We start from the raw sequence: 22495 nt of genomic DNA, 5'->3' as shown, positions 1-22495 counted from the left end.
CGTAATCCCGTCAACCTCTCTAAATTCCTCAATTGAAGAGGTCGTTCAGATCCTCTTTGGATTCATTTGATGGTGTCGCAGCGGGCTCTTCTTTGGGGGCAGTCATTTTATTGAGCGCCTCGCGTAAACGGCTTTCCGAGTCGAGTAAGAACTGAGCAGAAACCACGACCGATTCGCCTTCTTTCAGCCCAGAGCGGATCTCGACAAAGGAATCTGCATGCATGCCGGTGGTGATCTGTCTGGGGAGAAAACGCCCTTCGCCTTGATCGACGAAAACTGTTTGTTTCTTACCAGAGTTGAGCAGTGCGCTTTCCGGGATAGCAAGAACCTGAGCAACAGTCTTGGCCGCGATGCGGACATTGGCAAACATACCCGGTTTGAGCGCAAGATCAGGATTCACGACAACAATCCTGGCCTTGACCGTACGGGTGGCATTTTCCAGATAGGGATAGATGTAATCGATACGTCCGCTGAGGGTTGTATCCAACATCGGCAACTCAACCTCAGCCTGTTGGCCCTTCTTGATCCACTCAAGTTCATACTCATAGATATCGGCATTTACCCAGAGAGTGGAGAGATCGGCAATCTGCAGCAACTCCTGCCCCGCCTTGATCTGTCCCCCCTGGAGGACCTTTTTGCTGGTCACAATGCCGCCCTGCTCGCTGTAGAGGGTAACTGTTTTACTCGGCGTACCTGTCAGCATCAGTTTTTTAACCTGCTCAGGACTGATATCCCAGTAACTCAGCCGAGTACGGGCCGCATCCAACAGCCGGGTGGCCCCTCGGGTTATATCAGCATAGGGACTGGAGGCCAGTCGTTTTTGATTACGCAGGGCCAGGAGGTACTCCTGTTGTGCCGCCACTAATGCAGGACTGTAGATTGAGAGCAGGGGTTGCCCTTTGACGACCTGCTGGCCTAACTGATCGACATATAACTGCTCAACCCAACCATCTATTTTGGTGTTGACTGCCCGTACACGATCATCGGCAAGTGCAACCAGCCCAACTGTACGGATGGTATGTTGCAGGGAACGCTTGACGACTGGCTCGGTCCGTACCCCCATGTTCTGGCGGGTGGTTGGGTCAATTGTAATACCGGCCTCTTTCGCGCCGCCTGTTTCGCCGCTTTTGAGCGGTGTCAGGGCCATGCCGCAGATTGGGCAGGAGCCCGGCTCGTCTCGGATAATAAAGGGATGCATGGAGCAGGTGTACTGGACCTTGTGCTCCTGAGTGCCGGTTGTCGTTTCTGCCCCGTGGTCGTGATCATGCTGGCGCAGACCAAGTACATAACCGCCGCCCAAGGCCAGGATACTCACCAGGACGAAGAGAATCCGTTGCAAACCAGTTTTCATCAGTTTCCCATTTTCCGTTTAATCTGCACCTTAGTGCGACCCAGCTGCTTAGGCAGCTCACCACCCACTATTTCTTCCAGAATGGCCAACTGCATCTGCTGGTCGGCAACGGCACTATGATAAGCACGTTCATTGTCAAACTGCAGCATGCGGGCAGCCAGGACTTTGGAGAATTCGGATTCCCCACTCCTATATCCGGCCAGGGCGGATTCAGCCGCCCCTTCAGCCTGGGCCAAAATGCCCTGTCTGTAGAGTCGAATCAGCTTTTGGCTTCGCTCAAGACGGGCTAAGGCCTCGCTGAGTGCCTGACGAATTTGATTTTTTCTCTCCTCCCTATCCCACACCCCTTTGCGTCGTTCCGCCTCCATTTCAGTCACCTTGGCAGAGCGCCGATCCCGTTGGATGGGAAGATTGAAGGAAAGTTTGGCGCCGTACATATCATCACCCGCGCTACTCATAGTCGGTTCCCGCTGCATGTATTCTAAACTGACAGTGAAGTCAGGATAAAAATCCCGCTGTGCCAGCCGGATACCCGTATCACTCTTCTCAATACGTGCATGCAGCGCCTTAAGGATCGGCCGATTGTTTAAGGCCAACTGTTCAAGCTGGTCAGGAGCAAAGACGTAGTTTTTGGGCTTGAGCCTTGGCAGAGTCGGGTAGAGAGTTGTCTGAGAGCGAGCAGCAAGACTGTTGAGCAAGGTCGATAAAGACTTACGCTGCTCAACAAGCAGGATACGCATCTCCTCCATCTTTGACCGCTGCAGCTGAACTTGAAAGACGTCCTGCTGAGGACTCGTGCCGACACTGTACATCGACTCTGCCAGACCAATGAGATCCTCCAGCACGAGAAGCGTCTTTTGGACCGTTTCCAGAGAGCGATCAGCCCGGTAAAGGCGAGCCCAGTTTGCCTTGATGAGTCGTTGCAGTGTCAGCCTTCGTTCGGCGACCAGCCAATGCTCGGCCTCTGCGCCTTGCCTTGCCGCCATCTTCATTAAATCCCGCTTGCCATAAAAAGGAATTTTTTGGCTGATACCGATTACTTTGGCGGTCATAGTGCTCTGGTCAAAAGAGAGGGGATCTTTAAGCAGTCCGTTTTGGATGCCGACCATCATAATGGGATCATCCAGAGCACCGGCCTGCTCCGCTCGAGCAAGCATGATCTGCCACTGTTCCTCGCTTGCCTTAAGATCCGGATTATGCTCCAGTGCTTCAGTGACCAGCCCCTCGACCTCCGGGATAGCCGCCTTCGACAATGCAGCTGAAGGCCAAGCAACCCAAGTCAGAATGGTCATGAGCATGAATACATTGCACCGAACAATTTGCTTCATCTAAACCTCTTCCTGTTTTCAGGCCGTTTCAGGCACCAAAGACGCTTGCTACATATACCACATAGTGGTTCGCAACATTAACACCACGTAAACATTATATCACCAAATGGCGAGAAAAAAGGGCGTGAAAGGATTGAAAATTTGTACAATCTTTATCGATAACCTGAATAGTTAGATTTGTTCAAAATTTCGAAGTTGCGGCAGGAATAATTCTACCATAGATGAACATGCAGCATGCAGGAAAGACCGCTATCGCAGCCCTTGAGCCACTTGCTTCAGTGTGATGTACATAGAGAAATTCCTCCCCACCGACCTTAAAGCCGGTGAGGGAAATTTTTTCCTACAGGGACAGGATCAATCCTGACCGGGAATTTTGCCACCAACTGGGTGCGGCTGAAAGATGACGAGTTCACCAGGATTTGGCATTTCAATTACATTGACTGAATAATGTGAATACCAAACTCCTGCCTTTTCCCCATCAGGAGTTAGAATGTCTCCACCTTGGACATGTAAAGATCTATCCCCTCTCTCTTGAGTCAAAGACTGAAGCCAACTCTTCATAACTTTATCTGACATTTCATCTGCTTTTGCCCAGATATTGGAATCACGCAAAGTATAATTGTTGTCCAGCGCGATGAAACAGTCCGGGCCGTTGATAGAACCCGTATAATAATAGGTATGATTAGGGAGCAACTTCCCTGTTTCAAGCTGTTCTTTTACAGCCGGGTCTTTCTCCCATTTTCCATAATCAGAAGTCGCTGCATTGGCGTTGGAAAAAACAAAGACCGCACTGAGAATCAAAAAAGTTGTTCCTAAAAGATTATATTTTTTCATGATATTACCTCATCAAAAATGGTTGGTGCAGCCACCGTCGAGTGCGGTGACGTATTAAATATTTGAGGGAGAGGAAAACAATGCTCTGCTCTACACACTGACCTGCATATGCGGGCCAGGTTATGCCAGCGGCGAGGAACTCCATTGATTCCTATCACCCTATTTTTTTGTGTAGGCAGGGTAATTAGCCACCCTCAATCTCAACAGCAGGCAAAATGAATTGTTTGCTGATTACAATTGGTTTTAGTTGGACCAGTTAGACTACGTTGCTCCAGTTCAGCTGCGGTGAAATCCTCCGCCATACATGAAATGATGGCTACCTGCATTCCCCATATTGGTCCCATGCGGAGTTTCATGTTCTTCTGACTGCATCCCCCTATGCCCCATCGATGTTACACTGCATCTGTCGAACCGCTGATTGGCTGTGGTTGAGGAAGCTGCATAAGCCCCTGTCGAGAGAACAGCTACGGCAAGGAGCATCCCGACCAGCATTTTCATTTTTTTCATATTTGGTACCTCCATTTATTCATTGAAATGTTTTGGTTGCCCCATCCATAGCAGATGCCGTGCCAAATAGATAAAATCCCATTAACTAACTAAGTTAATTCAATTTTTATTCTATGAATAAAACTATTTTCCTCTGAGGGCACAGGAAGACGTCTATTTTTTAATCAGACAGACACTGTAATGTGTCTAAAAAATAACCACAACCACGGAGTGGCACATAAGCCGCATGCCAACTGCCTTCACCGGGGTACAATGAGCAGCAACATCCTTTTGCAGCATGCGCACTTTCCGACCCCCCAATGCTCTTTCAAAAAATGAATTTACAAAAAGCCTAATGTGGACTGAGAGTCTCTATAGATAGACAAGAAAAAGGCGAAGGAATTACCCTTCGCCCTTGGGAGTAGCTGCAGTGCAAAACGAACTGATATTGGGAAAATATTGTTTTTTTGGGTGCTAAGTTCAGCCAAGCCCCGCTCACCTGCCGTCTAGCATGGAGCGCCCCCAGGGAGTAAACGAGTGTGTCACAAACAGGCCTTGCTACTTGGCTGAATTCTATTGACTGCCACGATCGGAGAGAGAAGAGTGACTCCGATTTTTGTACAGAGTCGGGGGGGAGAACAGCTTAGTGCTGGCAGCCTCAAGCTATTCTGCGAGGCTAAGGCTTAAGGTTATTACTGACTAACTCAGAGCAGTCTGAGGCACAAAAGGTTCGTTTTCTTTACTATCCTAAATCAATGCCTCCCCTCCTTGGAGACTGTCTATAACCACTGATGGCAGAGGGCAGCTTGAACACAACCGCATTTGGTCGTGTTTTTTTTACGTCTAGCGTAGCGGCCCATTCCGGCTGGTTGATTTGTTTGCCAGGGGATGTTAATATGTACCGGAAGACAGTACATAAAAGGAGGTGCCCGATGGAAACTGTTAGCGTTAATCAGTTTCGTTCAAACATGAAAAACTTTGTCGAACAAGCAGCCAGTGAGCATGTTCCACTTAAAGTAACCCGCCGTAGCGGTGGCGCTTTTGTCGTTATGAGTGCGGAAGATTGGGAACGTGACCAGGAGACACTTTATGTTCTCCAAAATTCCAGCCTGATGAAGCAAATTTCTGAATCTGCTCACACACACGCTGAACGTTCCGGTTACACACCAACGGATGGGGAAATGAATGAGATCCTTGGTGTTTGAAGGGAGAACGTGGACTACCTATGAAGAACTCAGGACCAAAGACAAAGGTTTACATAAAGCTCTTTGTTCAATTCTAAAAGAAATGCTTCGGGGAGACCCAACAAATGGCACGGGAAAGCCCGAAGCACTGAGCCACAACCTTTCCGGCTTCTGGTCACGCAGGTTAAGCCAAAAAGATCGCGTCATTTACAAATTCGACGACAATTATATTTTCATTTTCGCAATCGGTGGCCACTACGATCAATTTTGAGCCTTAACGTCCCGAGTTGAGCGAGTTCCGCTCAACTCGGGCAAACCGCACATAACGAAACTGACGCACTGATGAATGCTCACGGATTCATGACAAAGTTAAGAAAGTATTCTTCCGTGATGGTTTTCTTTGCCCCTCTGACAGAAGCAGGCACCTCACCTCGCAGAAAATCCCCCTCCCCTCACTTTTTCTTGTAACCTTTTCTTTTCAGCAAACGACTATTGCAACAAAGGCGATCGTCCGTTTTTGTCGATCGTAATTGTTCACTCCTACTTTGGAGATATGGTATGCGTTTTTCTGTCAATAGACTCAGCACAAAAAAATGTGGCACGGTTCTCTGCATTATTCTCGGCATCTCTTTGATTGCTGGCGAGGCATTTGCCTGGCAACGAAACATTTCCCGTAGCGGTCCCCAAGGCAATACGGTTTCCCGCTCCATTAATACTGCCAGAACTGGGGATGGCTACACCCGCAGCAGCACGGTACAAGGTCCGCAAGGCCGGAGCATCACGCGAACCGGTCAGGGGTCTTGGGATCCCCAGACACAAAGCTGGACCAGAACGCGGACGGTGACAGGCCCACAGGGGGCAAGCAGGAGCAAAGAAGTGACGGCTTCCCGCTCTGCAAATGGATACACCCGTCAGAGCACTCTCACCGGTCCACAGGGAAATACAGCCACTCGTTCGGCCAGTGGTCAATGGGATCCGACAACCCAAACCTGGACAAAGAGCGTAACCACCCAGCGAGGAAACTGAGCATGAAAACGAAACACACTGGCTTTTCCCTGATTTTGTCCAGCGCATCGTGTATTTTGTTCGTTGTCTTGGGTACCACCTCCTGCGCCGGGGCAGCACCAGGTCGTGCCCTTGATCTGGTGTTTAATGCGGCAGACACAAATCGAGATAACCTCATCAGCGTGCAAGAGTACCATCAAGCTATGCAACGACGTTTTGAACAACTGGATCAAAACAGAGATGGCAACCTCACCCGTCAGGAAATGGAAAAAATGCGGGCCAACGCCCGCACACGATTGCAATCGCTGCGAGGCGGCAATCTTTCCCGATAAACGGTTGTTAAATCCGGCATGAAAATCCCCGCCGAAAGCAAACTCTCGCAATGGTCGTTCCCGGAGAGCAACGACGGGAAGAACTCCCGCACGGATGCACAGCTCATCAAGAGCATTCTTCAAGGAAAGAAAAACGATTTTGAGATTCTGCTCAACCGTTACCGCAACTATATCTGGGCCATCTCCTCGCGTTTACTTCCGCTGGAGGTGGTTCCGGATATAACCCAGGAAATATTTGTCGAGGCTTACCGCCATCTGGACGGTTACGATCAACGTAAACCTCTGAAGAACTGGCTGGCCGGGATTGCCCTGCATCGATGCCGGGATCATTGGCGACGCGAGTATCGCCGTAAGGAAATCCCCGTAAGTGGACTGAGCCAGGAGCACCAAAAATGGGTTGAGCGGGTCTGTGCCACTGATGGGCAAACGAATTTCGGCAGCCTTGTTCAACAACGAGAAGCACAGGAAATTCTTGAAATAGGACTCGCCCAACTTTCAGAAAAAAACCGACTCCTGCTCATTCTCATTTATTTTGAAGGATTTTCGGTCAAGGAGGTGGCACAGATGCTCAACTGGAGCCAGATCAATGTTAAAGTACGCGCATATCGTGCTCGCAAGCAGATGCGCACACTGATACAGGAGTTTCTTGACCAGGAGAACAGGCAATGAACCAAAAAAATGATAGCAGTAAAATGGAACAGGCTCTTTTGCAGGTGCATCGCAATAAGCCCTTGGCTACTCCGGATTTGCAGTGGAACCAAAGTGTGATGCGGAAAATCCGTGCACTCCCCCTCCAGCCACCAGACCTGGTTACGCTAGCCAATCCCATCGTTTGGCGCTTTGCTGCTCTGAGTTGCAGCCTGGCTTTAGTGCTTGTAATCTACTTCTTAGGGTATCCCCTCAGCACGGAACAAATGAGCCTGGAACTCCTCTTCGGAGATCCGTTCTTGTCGCAATCGTTACAACTGTTAGCACTGACATCCGGAGGCCCCCTATGAGCCTGCACTCTTCAGGAAAATCCACAGCTTACAAATGGAAAATCGGCCTTGGTCTTCTCCTCATTTTTGGAGCAGGTCTCTGTGTTGGTGCTCTCTCAACTAAATTGATCATGCATCACCGGGTCGCAGCACTCTTTGAGGAGGGGCCCACTGCCATAGGCCGGATTGTCAGTCAACGCTTAACCCGGCAACTTGATTTGAATCAAGAGCAGCAGCGAATGGTTGAACAGCATGTGCGCCTTACCCAACACCGTATCCTCGCCCTGCGAAAGCGTTATCAACCTGAGGCAAACACCATCATCCGTCAGGCATTTGCTGGCATTCGCAAAGAACTCACCCCCAAACAACAGAAAAAACTGGATCAGATCTATCAAAAAGTGGAGCATCGGTTTGCCCCGTTCCACGCCTTGTAGAGGCATTTCTCAAGCCCCCTTTACCGGAAATCACTTGCCAAAAGCCCCCCTCATCCTGGACAATCTTTTTAGAATACCTACTGTTTTTACCCAAATCGATTACTTCAACAGTAACGGAGCCTTGTGTGAAAAAAGCCCTTCTCATCACTGGTGCCATCATGGTGCTGCTCGTTGTTCTTGGCTACCAATACTTCACCCGAGAACAACCGATACAGGTAACGGTAAAATCAGTTGAGAAGGGTCTGGTCGAGTCCACGGTTTCCAATACACGTGCAGGCACAGTCAAGGCCCGCAATCGTGCCGATCTCACCCCACCCATCGGCGGCCAGATAGCCACCCTCAATGTTCGCAAGGCTGACAAGGTCAAGTCCGGACAAGTGCTCCTGACCCTCTGGAACAAAGACCTGGTTGCAGAAAAACAATTGGCCGAGAGTGAGGTAGCAGCGGCTGAGGCAACCCTGAAAGAGCGATGTCTACTGGCCGATCTTGCCGAGCGCCAGGCCAGGCGCCAAAAGGACCTGATGAAAACACGGGCCACCTCGGCCTCCAACTACGACGAGGCTCTCTCTGCCGCCCGAGCACAACGTGCAGCCTGTGTTGCAGCCAAAGCCAAGCTCTCTGTGAGTCAGGCTCGAGTTGAAGCAGCCAAAGCAACCATTGAACGGACGATTTTGACCGCCCCCTTTGATGGCATTGTTGCCGAGGTCAACGGTGAAATTGGTGAATACCTTACCCCCTCCCCTCCAGGCATTGCCACCCTGCCCGCCATTGATCTTATTAATATGGACACGCTTTATGTGGCAGCTCCTATTGATGAAATCGATGCGGCTCAGATACGGACCGGCATGGAGGTACGCATCAGCCTGGATGCCTTTCCCAAACAATTCTTTCCTGGTCGGGTTCATTCCATTTCTCCCTATGTGCTTGAAGTGGCCAAACAGGCTCGGACCGTAGAAATAGAGGCTGATTTTGCACCTCAAAAGGCTCCGCCCAACCTGCTTGCAGGTTATAGCGCGGATGTGGAAATCATCATAGCCGCACAGGGAGACAGTGTACGTATTCCCTCTGAGGCACTCATGGTTGACAACACGGTCTATCTGTTTGATGCTCCCAGCTCTCGTGTTCAAAAAATTGAAGTGCAACCGGGACTCTCTAACTGGAAGCACACACAGATCCTTAAGGGGCTCACTCCCGGACAACGCGTCATTACCTCCATCGATCGTAAAGGATTGGCGGATGGAGTTCTGGTGGCACCTGAGCCGAAGGAGAATGTCTCGCCATGATCGAGCTGCAGCATGTCAGCCGCATCTTTCATGTGGGCGGCCAGGAAGTCCGCGCCATGGATAACATCTCCCTGACTATCACCCCGGGGGAATATGTCTCCATTATGGGGCCCTCGGGATCAGGTAAATCAACCCTGCTCAATACTCTAGGCCTGCTTGATACACCAGACAGCGGCCATTACCTGCTGGAAGGTCAGGATGTGACCAGTCTCTCTGATGCTCAACTGGCCCAGGTTCGCAGCCAGAAGATTGGCTTTATTTTCCAATTTTTTCATCTGGTTCCCCGTCTCAGTGCCCAGCAGAACATCGAATTGCCACTGATGCTTGCCGGCGTTGGCCGCAAAGAACGGGCAACGCGAAGCCTGCCACTACTGACCGCCTTTGGCCTGGAGACAAGACGTCATCACAGGCCAGACGAACTCTCTGGTGGCCAACGCCAGCGCGTGGCCATTGCGCGAGCGGTGATTCATCAGCCGACCGTCCTCCTGGCGGATGAACCCACAGGCAACCTTGATCGCCATTCAAGCGGCGATATCATCAACCTGCTGGAACAACTCAATCAGGATGGCCTTACCCTGGTGATCGTCACCCATGATCCTGAGGTGGGCAACCGGGCACGAAGGCGTATTCGTGTGGTTGATGGGACCATTGACAGCGATTTGAAGCCGTGATGGTGGGTGATGCTGAAAATACTCCCAGGTGAATAATGCGGCCCTCTGACACCATCCTCTTTGCCCTCTCCTCCCTTGGCTCCAATCGGGTACGCACCTTTTTGATGCTCCTGGCCATGTCCATAGGGGTGGCCGCGGTGGTGCTCTTAACCGGTATTGGAAATGGGGCCAGGCTTTATATTGTGGATCAATTTGCCTCATTGGGCACCAATCTGGTCATCGTCATTCCCGGTCGGGCGGATACCGCCTCCAATACGCCGGCAACTCTGGTGGGGGAGACACCTCGAGATCTCACTCTAGGTGATGCGCGTGCACTTATGCGCGGTGATGCGGTCGGACGACTCACTCCGATCGTCATCGGGGAGTTAAGCATAGCTTACCGTGGCCGGGAACGGGACATTCCCCTGATCGGTTCTACCTCTCCCATCCTGGATATTCATCATCTGCAGCTCGAACGTGGTTCGTTTCTTCCCCAGGAAGATATGGAGATTGCCCGGCCGGTCTGTATTATCGGTGCCAAGGTTTACCGTGAACTCTTTGGTCAACGCAATGCCCTGGGAGAGCTGGTGCGTATCAGTGGATTTCGTTGCCGGGTCATTGGCATCCTCGGTTCCGAGGGACGCTCGCTCGGCCTGGATACCGAAGAGCTGGTCATCGTCCCGGTGGCCTTTGCCCAGATGCTGTTGAACACCGAGGGATTATTTCGGGTGCTCATTGAAGCCAAAGACATGGAGAGCATCGAACGGCTCAAAAAACACATCACCACCACCATTGCCAAAAGGCACTATGGAGAGGACGATGTCACCATCATCACCCAGGATTCGGTTCTGGCCACCTTTGACAAGATCCTTGCGGTTCTTACCCTGACCGTTGCCGGTATAGCCGGTATCAGCCTGGTGGTTGCCGGTATTCTCATCATGAATGTCATGCTCATGGCTGTTGCCCAACGTACGGCGGAAATTGGCTTATGCAAGGCGTTGGGTGCGGGCAAGATGCAGATTATGGTTATGATCGTCAGCGAGGCCCTGCTGCTCTCCACCCTTGGCGGTATTCTCGGACTGGGAATCGGATTTTCGGGGGCCTGGCTGGCAATCCAGTTCTACCCAACCCTGCAGACAACGCCTCCGGTCTGGGCTATTGCCGCGGCCATGGGCACAGCCATGGGCACAGGATGTATCTTTTCGCTCCTTCCGGCACGACGGGCTGCCAATCTTGATCCCATTCAGGCTCTGGCCCGTCATTGAGGCGCTATGGATATTGTCGATCAAATCCGTTTTGTCACCACCTCCATTCGGGCCAAACGACTCCACTCCTTTCTCACTGGCCTTGGGATTGCCGTGGGTATTGCCGCTGTTATCCTGCTCACCTCCATGGGTGAGGGGTTGCAGCGTTTTGTTCTGGCAGAGTTTACCCAGTTTGGCACCAACCTGATCGCGATCAATCCCGGCAAGGTCAAAACCATGGGCACCTCTCTGGGGGTTATCGGCTCCGAGCGGTTGTTGACCTTGGAAGATGCCGATGCGTTGCGCCGTTTACCCGGGATAGAAGCCGCGGTTCCCATGGTCCAGGGCAATGCTGAGGTGAAGGCCAAAAACCGGACCCGGCGCATCACCGTCTATGGGGTTGGGTCGGACATGGATACCGCCTTTCAAATGCGGGTTCAACGAGGGCGCTTTCTCCCTGCCGACGATGCCAGGGCTGCACGCGCCTTTGTGGTGCTGGGGCATAAAGTCAACCAGGAACTCTTTGTCGGGCGCAATCCACTGGGGGAGCGCATCCAGATCGGCAATCAACCGGCTCGGGTTATCGGGGTGATGGAGTCCAAGGGACAGATCCTTGGCTTTGACATGGATGATACCGTTTATATGCCTGCCAGCAGAGCCCTTGATCTCTTTAATCGGGAAGGATTGATGGAGATCGATATTCTCTACCGTCGAGGTAACGATCCCGAGGAAATGGTGGCAGCCATCAAGAGGCTCCTGCTTGCCCGTCATGGTCAGGAAGATTTCACCATCACCACCCAGCAACAGATGCTTGATGTGCTAGGCTCGGTGCTTGGTATGCTGACGGTGGCTGTTGGGGCACTGGGAGGTATCTCGCTCTTGGTGGGAAGTGTAGGGATTTTTACAGTAATGACCATCAGCGTGCGGGAACGAACCGGCGAAATTGGCCTCTTGCGGGCGCTGGGGTCGACCAAGGGACAGGTGCTGCTTTTTTTCCTGCTGGAAGGGACACTTTTGGCTGCGCTCGGTGGTTTTGCCGGGCTGGTGGCCGGTTTTCTCTGTGCCAATCTGATTCACTTGCTGGTTCCGCTGCTTCCGGTGCACACACCCTGGAGTTTTGTTGTCCTCTCCGAATTGCTTTCCATGGGGATCGGTGTCGTGGCCTCGCTTTTACCGGCACGCCAGGCTGCGCTTTTAAGCCCCCTTGAGGCTCTGCGCTCAGAATAAAGGGAATCCTGAATAATTGCTTTTTCTTCCAATCTCGGCGTTATGCTTAAAATTTTATCCTCGGAATATCATGTATATGCCTGCGGTAAAATTTTAAGCATGCCTTGACCTTGATTGAAAAATCAAATTATTCAAGACACCCTAAAAAAGAACCTCAACGGCAGCATCTCGTCGGACAATTCCTTTTTCCCTTCACTTTTGGCGCATCCCTCTGCACAATACAACCATTCCCTGATGGTATTCTGTTTGTTGAGGGCATGGATCAGATTTTTGTTTCCTCATCATGCAGAACGAAAAATTGTTTTCCAGTACAAAGGAACCATTATGTTACGAGATTTATCCCTTGCCGCCAAGGCAGCCTGCAGCAAAGAAGATCAGGAGAGCCTGGTCCCGATGGTGAAAAAACTACGCGATTTGGGTGAGGTTGCCTTTAAACGTGGTCTGCTTGCGCTTGAAGGTGAACTGATGCAGATTCAAGATCCCTTTCTCAAGCTCGGTGTCCAGCTCATTGTCGATAAAACCGAACCGGAGAATGTGCAGGATATTCTTGACTCCGATATCTACTACAACGAATCAAACGGCCGGGAGCTGCTCAAGAAAATTATCCTCCGTGAAGGATTGCTTCGTATTCAGGCAGGTGACAACGCCCGGAACATTCTCATCTGCACCAAAGTCTTTCTCGGCAAAGCCGATTCCAGTCTCTGGTAGGCGGCACCCTACTTTTCCCCTGCACAGTATCGAAAGGAGGTATGACATGGCAGAAGCAACGGAGACGAAATTTATCGATTTACCTCAGCAGGCACAGGTGGCCCATGTCCATGATCATTTTGATTTTCGTCAAGAAGCGGGTTGGTACACCAAGGAAGGGGAGTTTGCGGGAGCAAATGAACAGGATGTCATTGCCGCTTTGATTGATCTTGAAGAGGCCGAAATCAACTCCATCGGCGACTGCATGACTGGCTTTTGTGTGGTACAGCCCAAATTTACGGACTTTGTTCGTAAACCGTTTCGAAGACATGGGTAAGCATAGACACTCTTTTTTGAAGACGCGCCTTTTTCAACGCCGATCCCATTGCCAAGGGATCGGCGTTTTTTGTTACAAAATCGTTCAGATGTAGCTTGAATATTCCGGCTCAAACATTAGTCCCTGAATATATTCCTTCAGATCAGCAGGTCGTGGAGTTACGGCCAGCCCATCTTTATAGGCGACCTCGGCAACGGCAATAGCCACAGCCAGGGAAACCTCGCGAATACGCGGCAGCGGTGGGTATACTCGTCCGTAGCTCAGATCTGTTTCTGAGACCTCTTGTGCAACTGTCTGTGCAGCCACAAGAAACATCTCATCGGTAACCCGGCTAGCCCCACTGGCAACAACCCCCATACCCACACCTGGAAAGATATAGACATTGTTGCCCTGGGCCGGATACAGGTTACGGCCATTCATCCGTACCGGTGGGAAAGGACTCCCCGAGGCAAAGATAGCCCGTCCCTCAGTCCAGGTATAAGCCTCTTCAGCGGTACACTCAGATTTGGAGGTGGGATTGGACAGAGAGAAGATAATAGGCCGCTCATTAATCTGGGCCATAAATTCCAGGATCTCCGGAGTAAACCGTTTAGGCTGCCCGGAGACACCAATAATTGCATTAGGACGTAACGTTTCGACAGCCTCCTTAAAATCGGCAATCTCGGGATGATCATGGGCAAATTGCTGCTTATGTTCGCTCAGATCAGTCCTGCTTTTGACGATGAGTCCTTTGGAATCCACGTACCAGCAACAACGTCTGGCCTCCTCTTCGGAGAGCCCCTGCTCAACCAGAGCCTGCACCAGAAGGCCACCGGTTCCAAGCCCGGCCTCCCCTGCCCCAAGAAAAAGAAATCGCTGGTCTTTCAGCTCACCGCCGGTACAGCGCAGGGCCGACAAGATGCCCGCCACGGTGACTGCTGCGGTCCCTTGTATGTCATCGTTAAAGCAGCAGATCTGATCACGATACTGCTGGAGAAGGCGAAAAGCGTTGCGGTTGGCAAAATCCTCAAACTGAATCATGCATCCAGGGAAGACCTGCTGCACGGCAAGGATAAACTCCTCAACCAGTTCGTCGTACAGTTCTCCACGGATGCGTGGCTGCTGTAAGCCAATATATAGTGGATCATTGAGCAGACTGGCATTATCAGTTCCCAGGTCAAGGGTAATCGGGAGGCTCTGTGATGGATGAATCCCAGCGCAGACCGAGTAGAGCGATAACTTACCCACCGGAATGCCCATACCATCTGCTCCCAGATCCCCCAGACCGAGAATACGTTCTCCATCGGTAACAACGATAACCCGAACATCCCGAAAGGGCCAGTTACCCAGTAACTCTGCTACTCTTCCCTTATCACGGGCTGTAATATAGACGCCACGTGGTCGGCGAAAAATATGCCCAAACTCCAGACAGGCCTGGCCCACGGTTGGGGTGTAGACAATGGGCATCAACTCTTCGATATTATCAAGCAACACCCTGTAAAACAGCGTTTTATTCCGATCCTGTAACGCGATGAGATAGACATATCGCTCAATGTCTGTGGACTGTTTACGCAAGTTTTCAAGAATACGCTGTACCTGCTCATCTAAGGAATGAACCCGAGGGGGTAATAACCCGGTAAGACCGAGTGTTTCACGTTCTTGCAGGGTAAAGGCCGAGCCTTTATTCAGGTTGGGATCGCGCAACAGATCAATACCTGAGGGTAAAGCAGCCAGCCGATTCTGTTCGCGCAGGCGGGTACCGGCATCCCCTTTGCCGCTCTTCTTCAGCATGGACTGCAAATTGATATGGCTTAAAAATTTTGACAAAATCCCACTGTCAACGAGATCTTTCTCAAAACGAATAAGAATTTCTTCCTGATCGTGCGCAATTTTATACATACTTCATGCCCCTTGATTTCCCCCAACTTCATATTCCATGATTTGGGGCGAATTCTCCTGTGCTTTCAACGTGATCGGTTACGTATTGGTCACGGCTACAAAGTTATCAAACAATTTCCTGAAGCGGTGGGTCTTCTGCGGCCGCTATCTCGAATTCAGGAATTTTTCAGGCGTCTGTTTCCCCCAAGCACCTGATACGGAGGGAAAGCAATACATGGCAAGTCCTCTGCTGTCAAGGGCTTGAAAAGGATTGTTTACCGAAGACGAGCTTTGCTGATTATTTTTGGGGGTCAATATCAAAAAGTGCTCCCTGCCTTATTTGCAATGAATGCACCTGACGCTTGTGGAGAGTCTCGTCTCCACGAAGGGTACCAAGCAGGAGTGGGGAGTGCGGGTCATGCTGTGCCAGATTGGCAGTTGCCCTCGTATGGCTGGTGTTGGCGTAACAGTAGAGACAGCCGTGGGTACAGGAATCGTATGCTCCAATATCAATGCTTTGGCTGCAACCACAACCAGAACGCTGGCCAGCGTCTTTTTTAACCTGAAAATTTTTCCCCAAACTCTGACCAATTTCGCGGGCATCTATGCAGTGCGCCTGGTCAACCCCGCAATGTGCGGTAAGAAAGGGATCACAACATCCTTGCAACCTGATGCCAGAGCGGCTGGAGATGGCATTCATCTTCGCAATAAGCTCTTGTTTTGCAGACTCTCCTGGATCAACAAGAGCTATGTCGCGTAGATTACGCCTGCACTTTGTGTAGAGGCTGACAAAACTCGTTGTGCACTGGGTTGTGTAGCCCTGAAGCAGCTGGACCAGTTGGCCAAATTGCTGCAGATAGTGGGCAGGAGTGAGTGTTTGAGTGAACACAATGGGATCAAAACGCCAATGGACTCTTCCGGGGCCGAGCATCTCGGCGCATTGCCTGAAGCTTTCTATACGTTGTGCACGTTCAGGCAGATAGGGTTCCAGTTGCTGCGAACAACCGGTAATGGTGTACTGAATGAACAGTGGAAATCCCATCGCTTCAATTTCAGCTACATAGGGGACCAGGGGGGCGGGATTTTTAGTCCAAAGGACCAGAGCATCTGTAACAGATGGATCAAGAGAGATATCTGCAACCTGACGCCGATTGAAGGGATTACGTACAAGCACCCGCCTGGCAAGCAGCCGATTGCGCAGCCAGGTAGAGTAAAAAGCCGGGATGTCAGTCCGACGGCTGGCACTGATAATCATAAAGAAGAGAAGAAGGAGTATAGGGAATCTTGAATAATTGCTTTTTCTGCCAATCCCGCGGAGTCTGGCGCTTACCTCGTCATTCTTAAAATTTTATCCTCGGAGGTAAGCGAAGACTCCGATATCATGTATATGCCTGCGGTAAAATTTTGCTCAATCCTCGAAGTCTACGCTTATCTGGCCTTGATTGAAAAATCTAATTATTCAAGACACCCTATAGTGAAAAACAAATAAGGCCCGGATAAACCGGGCCATTATCTCCAAATAAAAAATATCGAAGATCAGTTATCGTGTACTTCCAGATAGACCAAGGTCTGATTCAATAACTGATAGGCAATCTCGCCAAAGGTAACCGGCCCCACAAAGGGATCGGTTTTGTTGCCCTCAAGGCCTGAATAGAGATAGTTGAGAATACAGTTACAGGAAAAGGCCACACTGTTGGCATCCGGACTGTTTTTCTTGAGTTGGTCGCTAAAGGCCTCGCCATAGTTACTGACAGCCTGAGCATGTTTATAGCGAATGCCAGAAAAGACCGGCGCGTACAGTTTGACCTCACCACCCGGTTCAACGCTCTGAAAGCTAATGTTCACCATAGCACCGTAATAGTCGGCTACAAGGGGCAGTTTCGTATCCAGATTATTTTTGGTTATATAATCTGCAAAATTTTCTTTGACTCCGTTCACCATGACCTCAGTTGCAGCAAAGCCATCTGTCGCAAAGGTGAGCACATCGCCTTCCCCCTGCTCAAAAAGGTTGATGATGCCCACATCAACGCTCTTTCCGGCCGGGAGCATCACGTGCATGACCACAGCTTCCTGCTCGAAGGATTTACCGGTGATGCCATCAAAGACCTTTGGTGTCACTTTGCCCAGATCATCTAAGTGTACGCCTGACACCCAGCCAATCAATGGGCGGGAGCCAAAATCTTTATAATTCGGACCATTGACCGCAAAACTCGCATGCACCTCACTGGCGGCGGGGACAATGATAAAACTGAAACCACAGCCATCCTCATCGGTATAAACCTTTCCCAGTGTATCCTGAGTGTACACGCCCACGGTGATGCTTGCAGCCACCTCACTGATATCAGTGACAAACACCTGCTCTTTATTCACCTCGCCGCCCTTATCCGGAGAGACAAAGTAGGGAATGGTGCCTCCCACCCATTTCCCTTGTGGCAACGCTTGCAAAAGAGCTTCCTCCCCTGCAATCAACAGGGTACGACCGTCTTTAATGGCTTTCTCCACCTCGGCAATGCTGAAAGTATTTTGTTGCATGGCTTCTCCTATCCAAAAATAACTTTAAGATCTTCTTTTACCGAGGGGCTGCCTGCGTTTTTTTCATAAACAGCATGCAGTTGAGCCACGGCATCGTTCACATTTGCAGCAGTGGGAGAAGCGGAAACCGTTCGAACAACTCGCCCTAGAAGAATCTTTGCTGCCAGAAACTTGAGGGTAAACGTTTTCCGACCTGTGACAATGTCGGCCCATATCGGGTTATTTTTCGGGGGAACACTCATACGACTTTACCTCCTTCATGAAGTCTCATTATGCGGGGAAGGTTGGTCATCTATGGAAATAACCGATCACCTTCCCGTTGCAATCAGAAAAATTCTATCACCTGGGGTTTGTCAAATACAAGCCGATTTGAGATTTATTCCAGCGCAAGGGATTCTCCCCGCTGGCACGAATTGATAGGAGAGCGTTGAGGTATCTCGATTACTTATATTTTTTTCTCTTCCATACCCAAGGAGGCATGGGCTTCTTTTTTTGCCAGATACCTTTTTTGCCTGCCCGCGCGTTCTGTTCAAGCTGATTGAGTTCTCTGCAGAGCGGTTGCGCATGGCAGTATCTTCTATAAAGCCAGGCCCAGCCATCGCTCACAAGATCCGCATTGAGCAAACGCCCATCAACATACACCAAAGCGACGGTTCGGCCGTAACGGTCAACATCCATAGGTTGAATAATCAACCGCTGCCGAGCAAGCACCCGCTTTGTGAATTGCTTGGCCTGACGCCATCCATGTTGGCGGTATTCGGGGCAGTCAATACCGTAAAGCCGGATAGTCTGGATCTGTCTCCCCTGGCGGACACGAAATGAATCACCATCAAGAACATGGGTCACAACTGCCTCGTATGCATATAGCTGCCCCCCTGAAAAAAATAGGCTGAGCAGGAACAAAAAGGGGATCATCCTGAAATTACGTATCATTTTTTGTACCCTTGGTTCAAATTTTTACTTTTATCGTTAACATAAGGAGTTGCACACCTTTTTAACAACGTCAAAAAAGTGACACTTTTTCGTAATGTCCCTTGTATTCTACATTTTACATGTGGTAGGCTTAGAATTATTGAAATGCAGGGCTGTACAAAAATTACGCCGCCGAGTCACGTCTTTCCCATCCGGTACAAAAAAAATGGTTGTTCCCAAATTGGAACTCACTGATACGGAAGAAAAAACAAGGGATCTCCTTCTGACCCTGCCCCTTTTCGACGCCTTCAAGACCGATGAACTCGATATACTTGCACGTCACTTGAACTTTATGGAGATCAACCGTGGAGAACATCTGTTCACGGAAGGCGAAAAAGGGGACTATATGTGCTTTGTTGTTCGCGGGCTGCTGGATGTTCTGAAAAAAACCAGCGTTGGCGACTACCGCGTTATCACAAGACTCGGCAAGGGAAACACAATTGGTGAAATGTCTATCATTGACAAAGCACCACGTTCAGCTTCAGTCATTGCCCGGCAACCTTCAGTGGTCATTCTTTTGACTAAAAAAGGGTTTGACCGCCTAAGTGATACATACCCTGCGATAACAGTTACTTTACTCAAAAAAATCATGCGGCTGCTCAGTCTCAACATGCGTTTGACGACCAGCAAGCTCGCCGATCACCTACATCAGCAATGAGTACTCTTTCATTAGGATTTTCGGGAATTATAGGACAAAGTGAGTCCATGCAGCACCTGTTCAGGCTCATTGGAAAACTGGCCGAGGACGATCTGGGCACAGTCCTTATCCAAGGAGAATCCGGCACGGGGAAAGAATTGGTGGCCAAGGCCATTCATGCCAACAGTCCGCGTGCAGAAAATAACTTTGTGCCTGTCAACTGTGCAGCCATTCCTGACGATCTTTTGGAAAGTGAACTCTTTGGTTATGCCAAAGGCGCCTTTACCGGGGCTACGGGCTCCAAGATCGGCCGCATTGAATATGCCAACGGAGGCTCGCTTTTTCTGGACGAAATTGGCGACATGAAGCCGGTTCTCCAGGCGAAACTCTTACGCGTACTCCAGGAACGAGAGTTCGAACCCGTAGGCGGGTTGAAACCCGTTCCAGTTGATGTACGCATTATAGCGGCAACGCACTGTAATTTGGAGCAGATGGTGGCCGAAGGGAGATTTCGTGAAGATCTTTATTATCGGCTCAACGTTATCCCCGTAGTTATTCCACCTCTGCGAGAACGATCAGAAGATATTCCCCTGTTGATTGAGCATTTTATTGAGCGAATCGGCGAAACCAAGAAATCTCCTTTGCTTGGCTTTGATGCGGTTGCCCTGGCTGCTTTAAACCAGTTTCCCTGGAAAGGGAATGTTCGTGAGCTTGAAAACTTGATCCACCATATGACTATCCTCTTTGGTGGCTCCCAGGTAGGGTTTCATGATCTGCCCGACAAGTATCGCAACGGCACCCTGCCCACACCTCCGACTCCTCCGGTCCAGGAAAACATCAACGATGAAGATCTTCGTCGCAGTGAACAGCAGATGCTTTTCTCCTCCACCTCGATCACCGAGGATCTCTGGCAGGAAACCGGCATTGACTTCAACTCTCTGGTTAATGATTTTGAGACACAATTGATCATTCAAGCACTGAAAATGACCCAGGGAAACAAGAAAGAGGCTGCCCGGCTACTTAATCTTAAGCGGACAACTCTTTTGGAGAAAATTAAGAAAAAAGAATTGGTTGATACCTGGAGCGAGAGTGGAGAGGGACAGTAATCCCCATGGGGGACAGGAAGAGAAGCCACTGCAATTCTGAGATGTAAGAGAAGACAGACCTGACTCAGGCTGCTTTTTGCACCAGGTTATTGGCGAGTTTTTCGTCTACATCTTCGGAAGAGGAAGGAGTTATCAGGATATCACAGGCGCCGTACTTCACTGCTTTGAGTACCCCGGTTCGAGTCCAGGCTGGCCCCGCCGCCACCAGGGGGACCGAGAAGCCACTGCTGGAGACCTTAATCGCCACCCCAAATCCCTGCTCACTGACCTCCCGCATAATTAAAAAGACCATCTGGGTTCGAGAGCTCAGTACAGAATTGACTGGATCTTTGAAGTGGAGCACCCGTACTCCATACCCTTTTTCTTCCAGCAGGGAAGCGACTTGACCAGCCTCCGCATCATCATCTGTGATGATGAGCATATCAAAGCTGGCCTGCCCCTCTCCCCGAAGTTTACCGTCCTCACTACTTCTTCCAGCGGTTGTTGCGGAGGCTCCCTCTTTGGAAGTACCGGTACTGCCAGCCTCTTCTGCCTCCTCCACTTCCAGAAGTGCTTCCAGGTCAAACACATTGATTGGTACCAGGAGCTGAATTTTCCCCAGTTCCCGATCGTTATATTGCATCTCGCCAACGGCAAGATAGTACCCCTGATGAGGAAAGACATCGTCTGTATCCGGATCTATTTTAGCAGGAACAACAGGATCGATAGCAGTTTTGACAAATCCGATCTTGCCCCGGTACTGCTCCTCAAAAACCGTGGTCAAAACGCCGGCAATGATATTGGTAACCTCACCGTAAGCATCCCTGGCATCTTCACCAAATTCACCACCACGAACCGTTTCCTCCAGCTCAGCCTCTGGCAGCATGATCAAGCAACCACCAAGGTAAACCGCCGATTTCAAGTCTACAAAAAGAAAGGCCTCTCCCTCTTTGACGCCCCGAAGATCCATCCGAGCAATGATCTGTTTTCCCCCGGCCTGATCTAGAAAATCCTCTTTATGGAGGGCCTGGTTACTTACCGGTGTAATTTTTAGGGTGCCGCCAAGCAGGGCTGTTGTTTCATCAGCAATTTTCTCCCAACTGCCTTTAATTAAGCCGTCAATGAGCTTTTTCTGCTTTTTAATATCCTTTTTCTTATTTTTTTTGCTGCCGTCTGCCTCTGAGGTGGTACCACTTTCCTGTCGCTCCAAGGTAGCGGCATCTTCTTCGGTGGCCGTTTCAGTTTCAGGGCGCTCGAGAACCTCTGCATCCTCATCCTGGACAGCTTCTTTCTCTGCTTTCTGCTGTTTTTCTTCCTTCTCTTTGGAAGAAGTCGCCTCTTCAGACGGTTCCTTTGCCAGGCCAAAGGGCACAGCCGGGAGGATGAGGCGCAAAGAGCCCAATTCTTTGCCATCCATTGTCATTGGAACGGCAAACTGGTAAAAGGGCTCATTAACAATGGGTTCATCAGATTCAGGATCAATCTTTGCCGGCAAGATAACGTCTTGCTCGGTTCGAATCAGACGAACGGTTTTTGGATACTGCTCTTCAAAGGTAACGGTTAAAGCGCCACAGATGATATTGGCAACTTCGCCGTATGAATCTTGAAGTTCCTCTGAATACTCCTGCTCAGCCACCACCGCATCAAGCTCGTTGTCCGGAAGCATGATCAGGTTGCCGCCAATGAAAATGGCGTCTTTCACGCCAACAATCATGCAGCCATTCCCCTGGACATCCCCCTCTACGCGGACATGGGCCAGAACCTGTTTGCCGCTTAGACCTTCAAACAGAGTTTCCTTGTCAACAGCTCCGATTTCAGGGCTGCCTAACTTAAATGGCTTACCGATAAGCGCTGCAACTTCATCCTGAATGCGCTCGACACCGGCGAGAAGTATTTTATTAAAGCGTTCCTGGGCTTTCATGCAAAGAGGTGTGAGAATCCTAGGTTACGTGTTTTGTACCAGCCCCCAAAAAGCCTTTCCCCGGAAAAGAGACAAATGAGAAAGACTTTTCTTTTTCGTACACTACCTATGATTCTTTTCGGAAGAAAAATC

Annotated in this window: 25 protein-coding genes; 15 read left to right on the top strand and 10 right to left on the bottom strand. The window is 50.2% G+C overall.

Translation table 11 applies throughout. The features are described from left to right. Positions 1-28: 28 nt before the first annotated feature. From JWJ90_RS12970 to JWJ90_RS12955, 4 genes are all read right to left on the bottom strand, one after another. Positions 29-1351: an efflux RND transporter periplasmic adaptor subunit gene (locus JWJ90_RS12970; RefSeq protein WP_205227654.1), complete on the bottom strand. Its 1323-nt coding sequence runs from the start codon at positions 1349-1351 to the stop codon at positions 29-31. Next, positions 1351-2679: a TolC family protein gene (locus JWJ90_RS12965; protein WP_205227653.1), complete on the bottom strand. Its 1329-nt coding sequence runs from the start codon at positions 2677-2679 to the stop codon at positions 1351-1353. Before JWJ90_RS12965 ends, JWJ90_RS12970 begins: the two co-directional genes overlap by 1 nt. Positions 2680-3033: 354 nt before the next feature. Continuing rightward, positions 3034-3513 carry a hypothetical protein gene (locus JWJ90_RS12960; protein ID WP_205227652.1) on the bottom strand — a complete coding sequence of 160 codons (480 nt, stop codon included), beginning with the start codon at positions 3511-3513 and terminating at the stop codon, positions 3034-3036. Positions 3514-3789: 276 nt separating this feature from the next. Beyond that, positions 3790-4020 carry a hypothetical protein gene (locus JWJ90_RS12955; protein ID WP_205227651.1) on the bottom strand — a complete coding sequence of 77 codons (231 nt, stop codon included), beginning with the start codon at positions 4018-4020 and terminating at the stop codon, positions 3790-3792. Between the two features lie 911 nt (positions 4021-4931). Between JWJ90_RS12955 and JWJ90_RS12950 the strand changes: the two genes are divergently transcribed. The 13 genes from JWJ90_RS12950 to JWJ90_RS12890 all read left to right on the top strand — a co-directional run bounded on the left by JWJ90_RS12950 (position 4932) and on the right by JWJ90_RS12890 (position 13359). Next, entirely contained in the window at positions 4932-5204 is a 273-nt protein-coding gene (locus JWJ90_RS12950; RefSeq protein ID WP_205227650.1) for a type II toxin-antitoxin system Phd/YefM family antitoxin, read from the top strand. After that, a complete protein-coding gene (locus JWJ90_RS12945) occupies positions 5185-5454 on the top strand; it encodes a Txe/YoeB family addiction module toxin (RefSeq protein ID WP_205227649.1) in 270 nt (89 codons plus the stop codon). Before JWJ90_RS12950 ends, JWJ90_RS12945 begins: the two co-directional genes overlap by 20 nt. Positions 5455-5741: 287 nt before the next feature. Then, positions 5742-6209, top strand: a complete 468-nt coding sequence (locus JWJ90_RS12940; protein WP_205227648.1) for a hypothetical protein — start codon at positions 5742-5744, stop codon at positions 6207-6209. 2 nt (positions 6210-6211) lie between these two features. Further along, entirely contained in the window at positions 6212-6520 is a 309-nt protein-coding gene (locus tag JWJ90_RS12935; protein WP_205227647.1) for an EF-hand domain-containing protein, read from the top strand. Between the two features lie 18 nt (positions 6521-6538). After that, positions 6539-7189 carry an RNA polymerase sigma factor gene (locus tag JWJ90_RS12930; RefSeq protein WP_205227646.1) on the top strand — a complete coding sequence of 217 codons (651 nt, stop codon included), beginning with the start codon at positions 6539-6541 and terminating at the stop codon, positions 7187-7189. Beyond that, positions 7186-7518: a hypothetical protein gene (locus JWJ90_RS12925; protein WP_205227645.1), complete on the top strand. Its 333-nt coding sequence runs from the start codon at positions 7186-7188 to the stop codon at positions 7516-7518. The genes JWJ90_RS12930 and JWJ90_RS12925 overlap by 4 nt, the downstream gene beginning before the upstream one ends. Continuing rightward, entirely contained in the window at positions 7515-7931 is a 417-nt protein-coding gene (locus tag JWJ90_RS12920; protein WP_205227644.1) for a hypothetical protein, read from the top strand. Before JWJ90_RS12925 ends, JWJ90_RS12920 begins: the two co-directional genes overlap by 4 nt. Positions 7932-8056: 125 nt before the next feature. Then, positions 8057-9214: an efflux RND transporter periplasmic adaptor subunit gene (locus JWJ90_RS12915; protein ID WP_338032329.1), complete on the top strand. Its 1158-nt coding sequence runs from the start codon at positions 8057-8059 to the stop codon at positions 9212-9214. Then, complete coding sequence (locus tag JWJ90_RS12910; protein ID WP_205227643.1) at positions 9211-9885, top strand: ABC transporter ATP-binding protein; 675 nt, start codon at positions 9211-9213, stop codon at positions 9883-9885. Before JWJ90_RS12915 ends, JWJ90_RS12910 begins: the two co-directional genes overlap by 4 nt. Positions 9886-9920: 35 nt before the next feature. Then, the gene (locus tag JWJ90_RS12905) at positions 9921-11129 is read left to right on the top strand and encodes an ABC transporter permease (RefSeq protein ID WP_205227642.1); all 1209 of its coding nucleotides are present in this window, start codon (positions 9921-9923) and stop codon (positions 11127-11129) included. 6 nt (positions 11130-11135) lie between these two features. Beyond that, positions 11136-12335, top strand: a complete 1200-nt coding sequence (locus JWJ90_RS12900) for an ABC transporter permease (RefSeq protein WP_205227641.1) — start codon at positions 11136-11138, stop codon at positions 12333-12335. Positions 12336-12659: 324 nt separating this feature from the next. After that, entirely contained in the window at positions 12660-13043 is a 384-nt protein-coding gene (locus JWJ90_RS12895) for a MotA/TolQ/ExbB proton channel family protein (RefSeq protein WP_205227640.1), read from the top strand. A 46-nt stretch (positions 13044-13089) separates the two neighbouring features. Beyond that, positions 13090-13359 carry a hypothetical protein gene (locus tag JWJ90_RS12890; protein ID WP_205227639.1) on the top strand — a complete coding sequence of 90 codons (270 nt, stop codon included), beginning with the start codon at positions 13090-13092 and terminating at the stop codon, positions 13357-13359. A gap of 84 nt (positions 13360-13443) precedes the next feature. On the opposite strand, the gene JWJ90_RS12885 is transcribed toward JWJ90_RS12890, so the two are convergent. The 5 genes from JWJ90_RS12885 to JWJ90_RS12865 all read right to left on the bottom strand — a co-directional run bounded on the left by JWJ90_RS12885 (position 13444) and on the right by JWJ90_RS12865 (position 18594). Beyond that, on the bottom strand, positions 13444-15237 hold the full coding sequence (locus tag JWJ90_RS12885; protein WP_205227638.1) for an NAD-dependent malic enzyme: 1794 nt from the start codon (positions 15235-15237) through the stop codon (positions 13444-13446). A gap of 277 nt (positions 15238-15514) precedes the next feature. Further along, positions 15515-16471, bottom strand: a complete 957-nt coding sequence (locus JWJ90_RS12880; RefSeq protein WP_205227637.1) for a DUF1848 domain-containing protein — start codon at positions 16469-16471, stop codon at positions 15515-15517. Between the two features lie 281 nt (positions 16472-16752). After that, positions 16753-17748: a DUF6976 family protein gene (locus JWJ90_RS12875; RefSeq protein WP_205227636.1), complete on the bottom strand. Its 996-nt coding sequence runs from the start codon at positions 17746-17748 to the stop codon at positions 16753-16755. 8 nt (positions 17749-17756) lie between these two features. Then, positions 17757-17990, bottom strand: coding sequence for a hypothetical protein (locus tag JWJ90_RS12870; protein ID WP_205227635.1), 234 nt, complete (start codon positions 17988-17990; stop codon positions 17757-17759). 199 nt (positions 17991-18189) lie between these two features. After that, complete coding sequence (locus JWJ90_RS12865; protein ID WP_205227634.1) at positions 18190-18594, bottom strand: thermonuclease family protein; 405 nt, start codon at positions 18592-18594, stop codon at positions 18190-18192. Between the two features lie 307 nt (positions 18595-18901). Between JWJ90_RS12865 and JWJ90_RS12860 the strand changes: the two genes are divergently transcribed. Beyond that, positions 18902-19378 (top strand): cyclic nucleotide-binding domain-containing protein, encoded by a 477-nt coding sequence (locus JWJ90_RS12860; RefSeq protein ID WP_240194917.1) that lies wholly within the window; start codon positions 18902-18904, stop codon positions 19376-19378. Between the two features lie 47 nt (positions 19379-19425). Then, positions 19426-20463 (top strand): sigma-54 interaction domain-containing protein, encoded by a 1038-nt coding sequence (locus JWJ90_RS12855; RefSeq protein WP_240194916.1) that lies wholly within the window; start codon positions 19426-19428, stop codon positions 20461-20463. A gap of 64 nt (positions 20464-20527) precedes the next feature. Here JWJ90_RS12855 and JWJ90_RS12850 read toward each other — a convergent pair whose 3' ends face one another. Then, positions 20528-22363, bottom strand: a complete 1836-nt coding sequence (locus JWJ90_RS12850) for a hypothetical protein (protein ID WP_205227632.1) — start codon at positions 22361-22363, stop codon at positions 20528-20530. Positions 22364-22495: the final 132 nt, after the last annotated feature.

The sequence above is a fragment of the Desulfobulbus rhabdoformis genome, assembly GCF_016919065.1.
Classification (GTDB): domain Bacteria; phylum Desulfobacterota; class Desulfobulbia; order Desulfobulbales; family Desulfobulbaceae; genus Desulfobulbus; species Desulfobulbus rhabdoformis.
The sequence above is the reverse complement of the archived record's forward strand: the minus strand, read 5'-3'. Positions and strand labels throughout refer to the sequence as shown.

Bases quoted from the DNA above. Each gene is read 5' to 3' on its own strand.
- JWJ90_RS12970 (WP_205227654.1), bottom strand. From the start codon at position 1,351: ATGAAAACTGGTTTGCAACGGATTCTCTTCGTCCTGGTGAGTATCCTG.
- JWJ90_RS12965 (WP_205227653.1), bottom strand. From the start codon at position 2,679: ATGAAGCAAATTGTTCGGTGCAATGTATTCATGCTCATGACCATTCTG.
- JWJ90_RS12960 (WP_205227652.1), bottom strand. From the start codon at position 3,513: ATGAAAAAATATAATCTTTTAGGAACAACTTTTTTGATTCTCAGTGCG.
- JWJ90_RS12955 (WP_205227651.1), bottom strand. From the start codon at position 4,020: ATGAAAAAAATGAAAATGCTGGTCGGGATGCTCCTTGCCGTAGCTGTT.
- JWJ90_RS12950 (WP_205227650.1), top strand. From the start codon at position 4,932: ATGGAAACTGTTAGCGTTAATCAGTTTCGTTCAAACATGAAAAACTTT.
- JWJ90_RS12945 (WP_205227649.1), top strand. From the start codon at position 5,185: ATGAGATCCTTGGTGTTTGAAGGGAGAACGTGGACTACCTATGAAGAA.
- JWJ90_RS12940 (WP_205227648.1), top strand. From the start codon at position 5,742: ATGCGTTTTTCTGTCAATAGACTCAGCACAAAAAAATGTGGCACGGTT.
- JWJ90_RS12935 (WP_205227647.1), top strand. From the start codon at position 6,212: ATGAAAACGAAACACACTGGCTTTTCCCTGATTTTGTCCAGCGCATCG.
- JWJ90_RS12930 (WP_205227646.1), top strand. From the start codon at position 6,539: ATGAAAATCCCCGCCGAAAGCAAACTCTCGCAATGGTCGTTCCCGGAG.
- JWJ90_RS12925 (WP_205227645.1), top strand. From the start codon at position 7,186: ATGAACCAAAAAAATGATAGCAGTAAAATGGAACAGGCTCTTTTGCAG.
- JWJ90_RS12920 (WP_205227644.1), top strand. From the start codon at position 7,515: ATGAGCCTGCACTCTTCAGGAAAATCCACAGCTTACAAATGGAAAATC.
- JWJ90_RS12910 (WP_205227643.1), top strand. From the start codon at position 9,211: ATGATCGAGCTGCAGCATGTCAGCCGCATCTTTCATGTGGGCGGCCAG.
- JWJ90_RS12905 (WP_205227642.1), top strand. From the start codon at position 9,921: ATGCGGCCCTCTGACACCATCCTCTTTGCCCTCTCCTCCCTTGGCTCC.
- JWJ90_RS12900 (WP_205227641.1), top strand. From the start codon at position 11,136: ATGGATATTGTCGATCAAATCCGTTTTGTCACCACCTCCATTCGGGCC.
- JWJ90_RS12895 (WP_205227640.1), top strand. From the start codon at position 12,660: ATGTTACGAGATTTATCCCTTGCCGCCAAGGCAGCCTGCAGCAAAGAA.
- JWJ90_RS12890 (WP_205227639.1), top strand. From the start codon at position 13,090: ATGGCAGAAGCAACGGAGACGAAATTTATCGATTTACCTCAGCAGGCA.
- JWJ90_RS12885 (WP_205227638.1), bottom strand. From the start codon at position 15,237: ATGTATAAAATTGCGCACGATCAGGAAGAAATTCTTATTCGTTTTGAG.
- JWJ90_RS12880 (WP_205227637.1), bottom strand. From the start codon at position 16,471: ATGATTATCAGTGCCAGCCGTCGGACTGACATCCCGGCTTTTTACTCT.
- JWJ90_RS12875 (WP_205227636.1), bottom strand. From the start codon at position 17,748: ATGCAACAAAATACTTTCAGCATTGCCGAGGTGGAGAAAGCCATTAAA.
- JWJ90_RS12870 (WP_205227635.1), bottom strand. From the start codon at position 17,990: ATGAGTGTTCCCCCGAAAAATAACCCGATATGGGCCGACATTGTCACA.
- JWJ90_RS12855 (WP_240194916.1), top strand. From the start codon at position 19,426: ATGCAGCACCTGTTCAGGCTCATTGGAAAACTGGCCGAGGACGATCTG.
- JWJ90_RS12850 (WP_205227632.1), bottom strand. From the start codon at position 22,363: ATGAAAGCCCAGGAACGCTTTAATAAAATACTTCTCGCCGGTGTCGAG.